The 13,272-nt window shown below is 68.0% G+C and carries 13 protein-coding genes and 1 pseudogene; 9 read left to right on the top strand and 5 right to left on the bottom strand.

Going from position 1 to position 13,272, the window contains the following annotated elements; genetic code table 11:
* Positions 1 to 106: 106 nt before the first annotated feature.
* The gene (locus SSA01S_RS17620) at positions 107 to 1,528 is read right to left on the bottom strand and encodes a sigma-54-dependent transcriptional regulator (RefSeq protein ID WP_061781437.1); all 1,422 of its coding nucleotides are present in this window, start codon (positions 1,526 to 1,528) and stop codon (positions 107 to 109) included.
* Between the two features lie 242 nt (positions 1,529 to 1,770).
* Between SSA01S_RS17620 and SSA01S_RS19675 the strand changes: the two genes are divergently transcribed.
* The 6 genes from SSA01S_RS19675 (at position 1,771) to SSA01S_RS17600 (ending at position 6,377) form a co-directional block, all read left to right on the top strand.
* Positions 1,771 to 1,917 carry an aa3-type cytochrome c oxidase subunit IV gene (locus SSA01S_RS19675; RefSeq protein WP_240954521.1) on the top strand — a complete coding sequence of 49 codons (147 nt, stop codon included), beginning with the start codon at positions 1,771 to 1,773 and terminating at the stop codon, positions 1,915 to 1,917.
* 10 nt (positions 1,918 to 1,927) lie between these two features.
* Positions 1,928 to 3,049 carry an NAD(P) transhydrogenase subunit alpha gene (locus tag SSA01S_RS17615; protein ID WP_061781440.1) on the top strand — a complete coding sequence of 374 codons (1,122 nt, stop codon included), beginning with the start codon at positions 1,928 to 1,930 and terminating at the stop codon, positions 3,047 to 3,049.
* Between the two features lie 56 nt (positions 3,050 to 3,105).
* Positions 3,106 to 3,501 (top strand): endonuclease domain-containing protein, encoded by a 396-nt coding sequence (locus SSA01S_RS19285; protein ID WP_082795172.1) that lies wholly within the window; start codon positions 3,106 to 3,108, stop codon positions 3,499 to 3,501.
* Positions 3,502 to 3,503: 2 nt separating this feature from the next.
* Positions 3,504 to 3,803: a proton-translocating transhydrogenase family protein gene (locus SSA01S_RS17610; protein ID WP_058717865.1), complete on the top strand. Its 300-nt coding sequence runs from the start codon at positions 3,504 to 3,506 to the stop codon at positions 3,801 to 3,803.
* A complete protein-coding gene (locus SSA01S_RS17605; protein ID WP_061781436.1) occupies positions 3,800 to 5,314 on the top strand; it encodes an NAD(P)(+) transhydrogenase (Re/Si-specific) subunit beta in 1,515 nt (504 codons plus the stop codon). The genes SSA01S_RS17610 and SSA01S_RS17605 overlap by 4 nt, the downstream gene beginning before the upstream one ends.
* Before the next feature lie 142 nt (positions 5,315 to 5,456).
* On the top strand, positions 5,457 to 6,377 hold the full coding sequence (locus SSA01S_RS17600) for a winged helix DNA-binding protein (protein WP_061781435.1): 921 nt from the start codon (positions 5,457 to 5,459) through the stop codon (positions 6,375 to 6,377).
* A gap of 26 nt (positions 6,378 to 6,403) precedes the next feature.
* Here the strand turns inward: SSA01S_RS17600 and SSA01S_RS17595 are convergent, their stop codons facing one another.
* Together SSA01S_RS17595 and dapF are read right to left on the bottom strand one after the other, a co-directional pair.
* On the bottom strand, positions 6,404 to 7,228 hold the full coding sequence (locus tag SSA01S_RS17595; RefSeq protein ID WP_061781434.1) for an oxygenase MpaB family protein: 825 nt from the start codon (positions 7,226 to 7,228) through the stop codon (positions 6,404 to 6,406).
* A 58-nt stretch (positions 7,229 to 7,286) separates the two neighbouring features.
* On the bottom strand, positions 7,287 to 8,222 hold the full coding sequence (dapF, locus tag SSA01S_RS17590; RefSeq protein WP_061781433.1) for a diaminopimelate epimerase: 936 nt from the start codon (positions 8,220 to 8,222) through the stop codon (positions 7,287 to 7,289).
* A gap of 106 nt (positions 8,223 to 8,328) precedes the next feature.
* On the opposite strand from dapF, the gene SSA01S_RS17585 reads away from it, so the two are divergent.
* From SSA01S_RS17585 to SSA01S_RS17575, 3 genes are all read left to right on the top strand, one after another.
* Entirely contained in the window at positions 8,329 to 8,892 is a 564-nt protein-coding gene (locus SSA01S_RS17585; RefSeq protein ID WP_061781432.1) for a helix-turn-helix domain-containing protein, read from the top strand.
* Positions 8,889 to 9,671 (top strand): glutaminyl-peptide cyclotransferase, encoded by a 783-nt coding sequence (locus tag SSA01S_RS17580; RefSeq protein WP_244885704.1) that lies wholly within the window; start codon positions 8,889 to 8,891, stop codon positions 9,669 to 9,671. The genes SSA01S_RS17585 and SSA01S_RS17580 overlap by 4 nt, the downstream gene beginning before the upstream one ends.
* A 229-nt stretch (positions 9,672 to 9,900) precedes the next feature.
* A complete protein-coding gene (locus SSA01S_RS17575; RefSeq protein WP_272867565.1) occupies positions 9,901 to 10,434 on the top strand; it encodes an Rrf2 family transcriptional regulator in 534 nt (177 codons plus the stop codon).
* On the opposite strand, the gene SSA01S_RS17570 is transcribed toward SSA01S_RS17575, so the two are convergent.
* Together SSA01S_RS17570 and SSA01S_RS17565 are read right to left on the bottom strand one after the other, a co-directional pair.
* Positions 10,372 to 11,580, bottom strand: coding sequence for a DUF1501 domain-containing protein (locus SSA01S_RS17570; protein WP_206378791.1), 1,209 nt, complete (start codon positions 11,578 to 11,580; stop codon positions 10,372 to 10,374). The two genes, SSA01S_RS17575 and SSA01S_RS17570, sit on opposite strands and share 63 nt — an antisense overlap.
* Positions 11,581 to 11,592: 12 nt before the next feature.
* Positions 11,593 to 13,062: pseudogene (locus tag SSA01S_RS17565) on the bottom strand (DUF1800 domain-containing protein).
* Positions 13,063 to 13,272 lie beyond the last annotated feature (210 nt).

Raw genomic sequence — 13,272 nt, 5'->3', positions numbered from 1 at the left:
GGGGGGGGGGGGGGGGGGGGGGGGGCTTCCGCGCAGGACGTCCCTGGCGGCACGCCCCCTCCACCAGCTTCGCTGGTCCCCCTCCCCTTGCAGGGGAGGAATGGTTTTAAGCCGCGTTGTCGATGCCGAGTTCGCCCAGCTTGCGATAAAGCGTCGACCGACCGATCCCCAGCCGCCGCGCGACCTCGGTCATGCGGCCGCGATAATGGCCGATCGCCAGGCGGATGACGTCGGCCTCGATATCCTCCAGCGCGCGCAGATTGCCGTCGGGACGGAACAGGTTGATCCCGCCATTCTGCAACGCCTGGCCGCTCGAGGCGCTGACCGAAGGGCGGTCGCCCAGCGAGGCGATCTGCGGGAAGTCGGCCGGGGTGAGCGCATCGCCCTCGCACAGCACTGCGGCGCGGAAGAGGGCGTTTTGCAACTGGCGGACATTGCCCGGCCAGTCGTACCGGCGCAGCAGGTCGAGCGCGGTATCGGTGATGTCGAGCTGGCGCAGGCCCGGCTGCTGCGCGATCCGCGCCAGCAGATGGCGGGTCAGCGCGGGCACGTCGTCTGACCGGTCGCGCAGCGGCGGCACCGCGACATGGACGACGTTGAGCTTGTAATACAGGTCCTCGCGGAACCGCCCGGCCTCGACCGCCTCCAACAGGCGGCCGTCGGTCGCGGCGATGATGCGGACATCCACCTCGCGCGCATGGCGGGCCCCCAGCGGCACGATGGTCGAGGATTGCAGCATGTCGAACAGCCGCCCCTGGGTCTCCAGCGGCATGCCCGACACCTCGTCCAGGAACAGGGTCGATCCGTCCGCCTCGACCATCTTGCCGATGCGCCGCTCGAACGCGCCCGCAAAGGCGCCCTCCTCATGACCGAAGATGATGCTGTCGAGCAGGTTGGCGGCGGTCGCGGCGCAGTTGACGCGGATCATCGGCCGTTCGGCGCGCGGGGAGGCGACATGGATCGCCTCGGCCAGCGATTCCTTGCCGACGCCGCCCTCGCCCTCGATCAGGACGGAGACGCGCGCGCGCGCCGCCTTGGCCGCAATCGCGATGGCGGCGCGGAATTCGGGCGCGTCGCCGACGATCTCGTCAAAGGCCAGAAGCGCGGGGATCTTCTCGGTCAGCGGGCGCAGCTCGCCGCTGGTCTGCGCGGCGACACAGGCCTCCAGCGCGGCGAGCAGGCGTTCGGGGGCCAGCGGCTTGACCAGAAAATCGGTCGCGCCCGCGCGCATCGCCGCCACCGCCTGCGCCACCGAGTCGTTGGCGGTCAGCATCAGGATGGGCAGTTCGGGACGCAGCGTGTGGACATCGGCGATCATCTGGGTCGCGTCCGCGCCGGGGGCCCAATGGTCGATCAGCACCGCGTCGAGCTCGCGCCCCTGCGCCGAGCCCAGGACAGAGGCCGCCATGTCCGCATCGGTGGCGAACAGGGTGCGCCAGCCGCCGCGCTGCGCCAGGGCGGCGATCAGCCGACGCTGGGCAGGTTCGTCGTCGATCAGCAGCAGCAGACGTTGGCCGTTGCGCGTCATAAAATGTCCCGTAGTCCCAATTCAGGGCGGTATGCCGAGACTTTGTTAAAATCTGCGTTAATTCGGGACAATCTCTTTTCTGTCGTCGGAAAGGCGATATCGCTTTTTTAAGATCGACGTCGGGCCCCGAGTCGCGGGATTCGTTACGTTTCGGGGTTGATCCCTCCGGCCCGGTGAATAAGGTCGGGGATGGATCATGCGGCGGCCAAAGGTTCGCAGGGCCGATAGCGGAGGTGAGGATCATGGCGGGCAACGACACCGGCATCAGCGGCGGCACCGGCGAGATGAAGGCGCATGTCGCCACCTATGACCTGATGATCGGCCTGCTCAAATGGGGCGCTGTCGCGGTCGCCATCCTGGTGGCCATCGTCCTCTGGCTGATCGCCTGACCCGGTGTCCCTGCGGATCGCGGTCCTTCACGAGACCGTCGCGGGTGAGGCCCGCGTCGCCGCCACGCCGGAAACGGTCAAAAAGCTGATCGCGCTGGGCGCGACCCTGGCGGTCGAGCGGGGGGCTGGCGCGGCGGCCGGGATTGCCGATGGCGATTACGAACAGGTGGGCGCGCAGGTCGCGGACCGCTCGGGCGTGCTGGCCGGGGCCGAGATCGTGCTGGCGGTGCAGGCCCCCGAGCCCGCGACGCTGGCGGGGACCGCGCCCGGGGCCTGGGTGGTCGCGGCCTTTGATCCCTTTCGCCGGGCCGAGACGGTGGCGGCTTACGGCGCGGCGGGGCTGGAGGCGCTGGCCATGGACTGGATGCCGCGCATTACCCGCGCCCAGTCGATGGACATCCTGTCCTCCCAATCGAACCTGGCGGGATACAAGGCGGTGCTGGAGGCGGCGAGCGCCTATGGCCGCGCCTTTCCGATGATGATGACGGCGGCGGGCACCATTCCGGCAGCGCGCGTCTTCGTGATGGGGGTCGGCGTCGCCGGGCTCCAGGCGATCGCGACCGCCCGGCGGCTGGGCGCGCAGGTGTCGGCGACCGATGTACGCTCGGCGACCAAGGAGCAAATCCAGTCGCTGGGCGCCAAGCCGATCTTCGTCGAGGGCGTGGCGGGCATCGAGGGCGAAGGCGCCGGCGGCTATGCGGGCGAGACCAGCGAGGAATATCGCCGCGCGCAAGCCGAACTGGTCGCCGGGCATATCGCCAAGCAGGATATCGTCATCACCACCGCGCTGATCCCCGGCCGCCCCGCGCCGCGCCTCGTCACCGATGCGCAAGTCGCGACGATGCGCCCGGGCAGCGTCATCGTAGACCTGGCGGTGGAAGCGGGCGGCAATGTCGAGGGCGCGGTTTTGGGCGAGGTGGTCCAGCGTCACGGCGTGACGATCATCGGCCACCGCAACATGCCCAGCCGCCTGGCGGCCGACGCCTCGGCGCTGTTCGCGCGCAACCTGCACAATTTCCTGGCCGCCTTCTGGGACAAGGAGGCCGGACGCCCGGTGCTCGACGCCGAGATCGGCGACGCGATCCGGTTGACCAAGGGCGGGCAGGTGGTGAACCCGAGGCTCACTTCATGATCCTCCCCGGAACGGGGAGGGGGACCGGCGAAGCCGGTGGAGGGGGCGCGCGGGCAATGGCTCGGCCTGAAGTAGCGCTGGCGCGCAAGCTGCGTCGAACCATGACGCTGCCTGAGGTGATGCTCTGGCAACAACTGCGCGGCTCACCGAGCGGTTGGCGATTCCGGCGGCAGCATCCCGTTGGATGCTATGTTGCCGATTTCTTCTGTTCGAAAGCGCGCCTGATTGTCGAGGTCGACGGTGCCATTCATGGCGTCGAGACACGACCCGTCCGTGACACTGCGCGTGACCGATATTTGAGTGAAAACGGGTACAGGGTCATAAGGATTGGAGCCACCGATATCCTGCGCGATGCAGAGGCGGTCGCCGCCTCGATCGTCTCGCTGGTGGCGGCCCCCCTCCACCACTCGCCTGCGGCGAGCGGTCCCCCTCCCCGTTCCGGGGAGGATTAAACATGGACTTCATATCGATCCTGTCGGTCTTCGTGCTGGCGTGTTTCGTCGGTTATTATGTCGTCTGGTCGGTGACGCCCGCGCTGCACACGCCGTTGATGGCGGTCACCAACGCCATCTCCTCGGTCATCATCGTCGGTGCGCTGATCGCGGCGGCGGCGTCTTCGGGCGCGACCGGATCGGGCGTGGCCAAGTGGCTGGGGCTCGGGGCCGTCGTGCTGGCCAGCATCAACATCTTCGGCGGCTTTGCGGTGACGCAGCGAATGCTCGCCATGTACCGCAAGAAGGAGAAGCGCTCGTGATCGCCCCCGTCGCGCCCGCGCCGCTCGCTCCTGCGGTCGAGACTGTCGCCGCCAATCCTTGGGTGTCGCTCGCCTATCTGGTGGCGGGGGTATGCTTCATCCTGGCGCTGCGCGGGCTATCGAGCCCGACGACCAGCCAGCGGGGCAATCGCTTCGGCATGATCGGCATGGCGATTGCCGTCGTCACGACGCTGGTGACGCACCTACCGGCTGGCGAAGGAGCCGCGCCGCGCATGTTGCCGGATATGAGCACGATGGGCGAAATCCTCGCCGCCATTGGCCTGGGTGCTCTGATCGGCATTACAACCGCCCGCCGCATTGCGATGACCGCAATGCCGCAGCTGGTCGCCGCCTTTCACTCCCTGGTCGGCCTGGCCGCCGTGGCGGTTGCCTGCGCCGCCTTCCTCAACCCGGTTGCGTTCGACATCGCCGACATGGTGGTGCCGATGATCGGCCAGCCCTTTGCCAGCATCCATGTCGTCAGCCGTGTGGAAATGGCGTTGGGTGTCGCGATCGGTGCGATCACTTTTTCGGGCTCGGTCATCGCCTTCCTGAAGCTCAACGGCAATATGGGCGGCAAGCCGATCCTGCTGCCCGGCCGCCATGCGCTGAACCTCGGCATATTGGGCGCGATCGTCATCCTGGTGGCGATGTTCACGCGGGATCAGGCACCGTGGATCTTCTGGACGATCACCATTTTGTCCTTCGCGATCGGCTTCCTGCTGATCGTGCCGATCGGCGGCGCGGACATGCCGGTCGTGGTGTCGATGCTGAACAGCTATTCGGGCTGGGCCGCCGCGGCGATGGGCTTCACGCTGCACAATGGCGCGATGATCATCACCGGCGCGCTGGTCGGCAGCTCGGGCGCGATCCTGTCCTACATCATGTGCCGGGCGATGAACCGCAGCTTCATCAGCGTCATCGCGGGCGGTTTCGGCGCGAGCGATGCGGGAAGCGCGAGCGGTGGCGCGGCGGTCGACCGGCCGTGGAAGCGCGGCAGCGCCGAGGATGCGGCCTTCCTGATGAGCCAGGCTGAACAGGTCGTCATCGTCCCCGGCTACGGCATGGCGGTGGCACAAGCGCAGCATGTCCTGCGCGAGATGGGCGACCTGCTGAAGAAGGAAGGCGTGCGCGTCAAATACGCCATTCACCCGGTGGCGGGCCGGATGCCCGGTCATATGAACGTGCTGCTGGCCGAAGCGAACGTGCCTTATGACGAGGTGTTCGAGCTGGAAGATATCAACGCCGAGTTCGCGCAGACCGACGTCGCCTTCGTCATCGGCGCCAATGACGTGACCAATCCGGCGGCCAAGACCGACAAGTCCTCGCCCATTTACGGCATGCCGGTGCTCGACGTGGAAAAGGCCAAGACGGTGCTCTTCATCAAGCGGTCGATGGGCGGCGTGGGCTATGCCGGGGTCGATAACGAGCTCTTTTATCGCGACAACACCATGATGTTGCTGGCGGACGCCAAGAAGATGGTCGAAGAGATCGTCAAGGCGCTCGGCTGAGTGCCCGATTCGGACTGACGTCGACTCCCGGACGTCGGTCGGGGTCGCGAGGATGCGGGCGGGCAGGCCGATAACGGCCCCCGCCGCGTCCTTGCGACCGTGACGATGGACGAACCCGCCTGGCGGGTCGCGGGGGAATGGCGTGGACGAACAGGAGCTTTACGGAGGCGGCTTTGCGGTCGTGGTGATCAGCGCATCCGCGCTGGCCGCCGCCGCGAGTGATGCGGTGCGCCAGGCCGGGGGGCGGGTGCTGCGTACGGTCGAATGGGCCGCGGTGGCGGAGGAGATCGGGCAACAGGCGGGGCGACCGCTGTTGATGATCGACACGCACGGCGGCGAGGCCGGGGCGATGGAGATCGCGCTCGCCCGGATCGATGCGGTGGCGACTGCGCTGGACCTGCCCATCGTGGTCAGCATGGCGACGGCGGATATCGATCTGGTCGCCGCGATGCTGCTCGGCCCGCGCGTCGCCATGCTGTGCGACGCCAGCCCGTTGGAACTGGTCGCCGCGCTGGCGCTGGCGGGGGCAAGCAATAGCGGCGCAGGGGTTCTCCACGCCTATGTCCGCGAAGGGGAATCGGAACGGCTGCGGCGGCTGAATGCCGAAGTTGCGCGCATTGCCGAGGCGCTGGCCCGGCTGTCGGTGGCCGAGGAAGAGGAACGAAACGGCAGCCTCAACGACCGGCACCAGAGCTTTCACGCGGCCCCCGCCCGCGCACAGCCGGGCGATGCCGCACTGGTCCGCCGGATGATCCGCGCGCGGCGGCTGCGCGACGGGTTCTTCGGCAGCGCGCTGTTCGAGGAACCGGCTTGGGACATGCTGCTCGACCTTTATGCCGCGCATCTGGAGAATACGCGCGTGTCGGTATCCAGCCTGTGCATCGCCGCCGCCGTCGCGCCGACCACCGCGCTGCGCTGGATCGGCAGGATGACCGAGGCAGGGCTGTTCGCGCGCCAGTCCGATCCGGTCGACCGCCGCCGCGCCTTCATGGTGTTGACCGACAAGGCGCTGGAGGGGATGCGCGGTTACCTGGCGGCGCTGCGCGGATTGGGCGCACTATAGGTTGTTCGCCTCTGCGCGAACCCTTTCTACCCCGCCAAGGCCCAGCGGATCGCGCCGCCCAGCCCGCGCGTCCCAGCCCGGATGGCGGGGCGCATCGCGCCGTAACCCTCCAGCCCATGCAACCGCGCCGCCCAGTCCGGCAGCAGGGCGATGCCCGCTTGGGTCAGCCAGGCGCTGACCGGGGCGAGGGCGGGGCTGGGCGCGGGCTGGTTCAGGAGCGTGCGGGCAACGGCGCGCATACGGGCGTTGACGCGCAGCTCGGGGCGGATCGCCTCCAGGAAGCGGGCCAGCTGACGGCGGTCCTCGGGCACATCTTCCGCCCCCAGCCGCCGGGCGATCACCGCCATCTCGGCGAGGTAGCGGTCGGCCTGGGCATCCGGGAAATCGGGATCGCGATAGGTGCGGTGCGCACGCAGGAAGCTGTCCACCTCGGCGGCATGGACGAAGGTCAGGAGGTGCGGGTCGTTTGCCGCATAGGGCGTGCCGTCGGGCAGGGTGCCGCCGACCCGGTCATGCACCGCGCGGACGCGGGCGATCATTTGCTCCGCCGCTTGCGTGGAGCCATAGGTGGTGACCGTGATGAATCCGGCTGTGCGCCGAAGCCGCCCGGCCATGTCACGACGGAAATCGCTATGGTCCCATACCCCCGCCAAGGCGGCGGGATGGAGCATCTGGACGAGCAGCGAGGCGATGCCACCCGCCATCATCGCGGTGAAGTCCCCATGCACCGCCCAGGTGGCCGAGTCCGGTCCGAAGAGCCCGTCATCACCAGGCGGACGGCGCAGGTCGAGTTCGCGACTGCCGACCACGTCGCGTATCTGGTCGGCGATCTGGCGGCGAACGGGGAGCATGGTGGGTGAACGCGCGGGCGGACGTCGCGTTGCGTCGGGGGCGACCGCCGGGACGCCGTTACCCCCGCTTTGCCGCCTCCCACGCCGCGATCTCGTCGGGATAGCGGCGTTCGACCACCAGGTCGCTCGCCGTCTCGGTGGTCAGGTCGACGTCGACCGAGCCCGCCCATTCATAGGTCGCATTGCCCGACAGCGTGACCATGCCATCCTCGCCCGCAAAGGCGCGGACCAGGCCGCCGCGATTGAACACCACGGTTGGCACGTCCCAGGCGATCCGTCCGGTCAGGCACGCGGCATAGGTAGAGGCCGCCATCGCGCTGCCACAGCTGTCGGTCAGGCCGACGCCGCGCTCGAAGGTGCGGACGAACAGCGCGTCCCCGCGTACCTCCACGAACGACACATTGGCGCGATGAGGCAGCCAGTCGGGCGCGGCCTCGCAGATTGCGCCCAGCCGGACCAGCTCGGCTTCATCCACCGTCTCGACGAAATGGACGAGATGCGGATTGGGCATGGTGACGGCGGTGAAACGCTTCTCGCCATCCAGCATCGGCAGCACCGCCTCGACCAGCTGCTCGGGCGCGCCGTGGATCGGCCAGGTGACGGTCGAAAGCCCGGCGGGCCCGGCGGTTTCGCGTACCGTGTAGACGCCCGGCGCCAGATCGGCGTCCTGGACCGCATCGGCGTGCGAGGTCTTCAGCCGCACCGTCGCCTCGGTCATGCCCAGCGCCTCGAACCCTGCCCGTGCGACGCAGCGCACGCCGTTGAGGCAGGTTTCCGCCTCGCTGCCGTCGCTGTTGCGCATCACCATGCCGAAGGCCGAGCGCTCGTCGCCCGGCACCAGCAGCAACAGGCCGTCGCCGCCGACCGGCCCGCTGCGATCCGCCAGCGCGCGTGCGACGCCCGCCCATTCGGCGTCGCCCAGCGACAGCGCGCGCGCGTCGATCATCGGGAAATCATTGCCCGACCCATGGCATTTGACGAGTCCGAACCGCATCGCGATAACTCCGACAGGATAGAGGTGGGCGCTTAGCCCAACCGGACCGGCTCCGCCAGCGGTGCCGAGCAGGGGGTGTGGGCGTGGTTTGGAGGGGAACAGGGCGATGATCACCGCGATCCGCGAGGTGCGTCGCGCCAAGGGCATGACCCTGGACGATGTCGCGCGCGCCTGTTGCCCGCCGACCACGCCGCAGACGATCGGGCGGCTGGAGATGGGGACGCGCACCGTCTCGCTTCCCTGGCTGAACCGGATCGCCGCCGCGCTGGGCTGCACCACCGCCGATCTGGTCACCCTGCCGGTGCGCGAGACCCTGCCGGTCGCCGCGCTCCTGGGCCCGCGCGGGGCGGTGGCGCCGCGCAGCGCCCGCGCCGTCTCGCCGCCCTGCGCCACGCCGGGAATGCTGGCGGTGACGGTGACCGGCGCGATCGGCGACTATCGCGCGGGCGATGAGCTCTGGTGCGAACCGCTGGCCCCGGATAGGTTCGCCGACGCCATGAATCGCGATATCCTCGTGCCCCGCTCTGCCGGTGGCTATGTCTTTGCCCGGCTGGCGGGTTTCCTGCCGGGCGAGCTGCACCTGTTGCCGCTGGAACCGGGCGCGGCGGGCGTGACGGTGCCGGCGCCCGCCTGGATCGCGCGGGTCTCGCGGCTGGTGCGCACGCTGTGATCCGCGCGTTCCTGCCGCTGGTCCTGGCCCTTGCGCTGCCCGCCGCCGCGCAACAGGTCGCACCGCAAGCCCAGCCGCAACCGGCACCGGTGCAAAAGCCCGAGCTGGTCCGCGCCTATCCGCACGACACCACCGCCTTTACCGAAGGGCTGCTGATCGCCGACGGCCAGATGTACGAGAGCACCGGGCGCGAGGGGCAGAGCGTGATCCGGCAGGTCGATCTGGCGACCGGCAAGACGCTGCGACACGCGACGGTGCCCGATGGCCTGTTCGGCGAGGGGATCGTCGCCTGGGGCAAGGAATTGCGCAGCGTCACCTGGCATGGCGGGCGCGGCTTTCGCTGGAGCCGCCCGGCGCTGACACGCATCGGCGAGTGGCGCTATGACGGCGAAGGCTGGGCGATGACCGATGACGGGCGGCAGATCATCCTGTCGGACGGCACGCCGCGCCTGCGCTTCCTGGACCCAGCGACGATGAAGGTCGTGCGCACGCTGGACGTCACGGTCAATGGTCGGCCGCTCAAATATCTGAACGAGCTGGAATATATCGACGGGCAGATCTGGGCCAATGTCTGGATGACGCCCTATATCGTCCGAATCGATCCCCGGACGGGCGTGGTGGCGAGTGTCGTCGACCTGAGCGACCTAGTCGCGCGGGTCGGGATGACCGACCGGGATTCGGTGCCCAACGGCATCGCCTATGACCGGGTGAAGCACCGCATCTTCGTGACGGGCAAGAACTGGCCCGAGCTGTTCGAGATCAAAGTCCCAGCCCGCTGATCGGGATCGCCGAACAGGGCAAGCGGCGGCGATGGTGCATCCGCCAAGGATGATCGCGCCGAGCAGGGGCATGCCCCTATAGCCCCTTGCCGTTTCATGGTTTCGTGGGCAGCTTCGGATACCATAGCTGGTTCGCGCGTTAAGACGCCAGCCTAGTATAAAAGTAACATGGATTATGATGCGTAACGTCGCCATATAGGGTGGCGACGATTGCTGGCCCAGGACTGACATGGGGGCCGGGACGCCAGAGGAGAGCCGTTACTTGCCGACCAGTACCCGATTTGTCGTATCGCTTCACATGCTTGCCCTGATGGCGGAGCATGGTGATGCGCCGCTGCGCTCCGAAGACATCGCGGTCAGCGTCAATTCCAACGCGGCGGTGGTCCGCGCGCTGCTGTTGCGGCTGGCGGCGGCGGGGCTGACCCGGTCGCAGCTGGGCAATCGCGGCGGCGCGATGCTGGCCAAACCGTCCGCCGACATCCGGTTGGTCGAAGTGTACCAGGCGGTGGAGGATCGGAATTTCTTCGCCTTTCACCGCCAGCCGCCCGAAGGTGAAGGGCTGATTGACCGGCATATCACCGCCAGTCTGGAAACGATGCTGACTCCGGTGCGCGAGGCGCTGGAGGACAAGCTCGCCGGGCTCACGCTCGACGATGTGCTCGACGAGATTCATGCGCAGGCCGGGAGCGGATCGGGCGGGTTAGACCAGATTCAGATCGGCCGGGCGCGTATCGGGAAAGAGCGTCCCCAGGCGGTCGGTTGACAGCCCGAATTGCCGCTGGACCAACCCGCCGATTAGCGCGCGGTAATCGGTCAGCACGGGCAGGTCGCGGTTCTGGTTAAGCGTGGCGGCGGACAGTGCGACCTGTTCGCCGGCCATGCGCCCACCCGATACGCCGCCGCCCATCACCCAATAGATGCTGCCATGACCGTGATCGGTGCCTCGGTCACCATTTTCGCGAAAGGTTCGGCCAAACTCCGATACGACGACGACCGTGGTGGTGCGCCAGGCATCGGGACCGATCGCCTGTGCGAAGCTGGCAAGGCCCCGGCCCAGATCGCCCATCCGGTCGGCGAGATAACCGGTCGCGCCGCCCTGATTTACATGGGTGTCCCAGCCGCCGACATCGACAAAGGCCAGGTTGAACCGGTCGCGCATCAGCGTCCCGATCCGCTGCGCCGATAGCGCAAAGCCCTTGGCCGAGACGGCACCCCGGCTGGCCGCCTTCATCTCCTGGTCGAGCGTCTTGTACACCGTGTCGCGCACCGTAAAGCCCTCGCTGACCGAGCGCGCGAGGTCGGGATGCCCGGCATACATGCTCTGGATCAGCGCGGCCTGGCGCTGGTCGATCGGCTTGCCGACATTGGCGAGCGCGAGATTGGGGATGGGATCGTCCCCGCCGCGAAAGCACAACGGCAACTGGTCGGTGAAGGCGATCGGCCGCTCGCCCGTGCCCAATATATCGGCCAGCCGCGCCATGAATCCCGAGCCGTAATCGCGGTGCCCGCCGACCGGCTGGCCTAGCTCGATCGTGTCCTGCGTCTCGAAATGGCTGCGGCTCATATCGTCGGTGCCCGCGAACGGCACGAAGGCGATCTGCTTGGCCTGCCATAGCGGCAGGATCGAGTCCTTCAGCGTCGGATGCAGTGCCCAGTCGCCGTCGAGCGGCAACGGCGCGTTGGGGTTGGCCAGATCGGGCTTGGGCAGCGCGATCGTCGGGCGCGACTGGTGATAGAAGTCGCTGCCGCTGGGCACCACGATGTTCACCGCATCATAGGCGCCGCGCAGGAAGACGACGAGCAACCGGCTACCCGCTTGCGGCGCGGCAAAGGCGCGGCCCGCCATCACCATAGGGGCGAGTGCTGCGGCACCACGGAGCAGGTCACGGCGGTGGATATGGGAAAGCATCCTGCGATCCTCCTATCGGTGCATGAATTCGGGCGAGGAGAAATAGAGCGCATTCCACTCGGCGGGCGAGCGGGCCTGGCCGAGCGCGGCGAGCGTCGGCTTGCCGAGCGACGGCATCCGCGCGGCGATGATCGCGGAGTCCTTCAGCACCGGTGGCGGGGATGGGGGTGGCGGGGTACCCGGCGGGGTGTCGGCGGGCTGGAACAGTCGCGCCGCGCCATTCCCGAGCTGGCGGGCGATGTCGAACCGCGTCGCCATCTGTCCGGGCGCGGACCAGGCCGCGCTCGACAGGTCATAGCCGTCGGGCGTTTCATGATCGTACAGCCCTTCGCCCATCTGGCGTATCCAGCCGACCACCGGTTGGGGATTGGTGACCAGCCGGTCGCCATAGGCCAGCCGCACCGCCGACAGCGTGTAGCCGACCGGGTCCTTGAACCCGCTGCCCAGCGAGCCGGAAAATTCGCGCGACCGGATCATCGTCTTCAGTATCTCGGCGATGTCGCCATGGCTCTTGCGGAAGGTCGCCGCCATGCGATCGACCAGCGCGGAAGGCGGCTTGTCGCCCATGAAATAGGTCGCGAGTTTCAGCGAGACATGATGCGCCGTCGCCGGGCTGTCGGCGATCAGGTCCAGCGCCTGTTCGACCTCGTGAAAGCCCGATCCCTGGATGGTGTGACCCAGGAAATGCTTGGTGCCAAAGTCGTGGCGCGCCGGATTAAACTCGAACAGCCCGGCGCGAAGGTAGAGCGGCTGAAGTTCGGGTTTCAACTTGGGCGCGTCGGGTTTCTGGTCGACGCCTACCCCGGTCAGGATCCGCGCCAGCTCCTGCACGTCCTGCTGGCTGTAGCCCGATCAGACGCCCATGGAATGCAGCTCCATGATCTCGCGCGCGTAATTCTCGTTGATCTTGCCTTTGGCATTCTGGTCATTGTCCAGATAACGCAGCATCGCCGGGTGGCGCAGTGTCGCCTCCAGCAGGTCGCGATACCGGCCCAGCGCATGGGCGCGGATGGTTTCCTCATAGTCACCGACCATCGCGCGAATGTCGCGCTTGTTCGCCTGGACGTTGAAATGGTTGAACCAGAACCAGGTCATCCGCTCGCGCAGCTGGTCGGGCGCATAGAGCGCGCGCAGGATGAAGCGTTGCCGCGCCTCGTCGGCCAGGCCGTTCAGCGCCTTTTGATAGGCTTCGCGCGCGGCCTTGCGCTGGTCGAGGTCCGTGATCGCCTTCAGGTCGCGCTGCATCGCGTCGGTTTCGACCACCAGCGCGGCGACACGTTCCTTCGAGATGCGCATGGCATCGATCTGCGCCTGCACCGCCGGGGGCAGGGGGGCGGGCTGGTCGTCCAACTGTTGCCGCAGCCAGGCGTCACTGCCCGGCGCGGGGCCGTTGGCGGGCGCGGCGGACGGGCCCCAGCCGAGCCGTTCCGCCCAGGCGGCGTCGCGCGCGGGATCGGCGGCGTGCACGGGGGCCGCGACCATCAGCACCGGGGCTATCATCGCAAGGCTCGCGGTTCGCGCCATGCACCGCTCTCCATTCCTGCCCGGCGCCGATCGGGTGGCGCAGGCTTCCTCGGAGGTTAAAGTGATGGAAAGAGGCTGAACCTCGGCTTGCCGAGAGATGAAAAGGGCGTCAGCGGACGGCCACTTTTTCCTTCACTGTAAGGGGAGGGGGACCATCCGAAGGATGGT

This window comes from Sphingomonas sanguinis NBRC 13937 (assembly GCF_001591005.1).
Taxonomy (GTDB): domain Bacteria; phylum Pseudomonadota; class Alphaproteobacteria; order Sphingomonadales; family Sphingomonadaceae; genus Sphingomonas; species Sphingomonas sanguinis.
The sequence above is the reverse complement of the archived record's forward strand: the minus strand, read 5'-3'. Positions and strand labels throughout refer to the sequence as shown.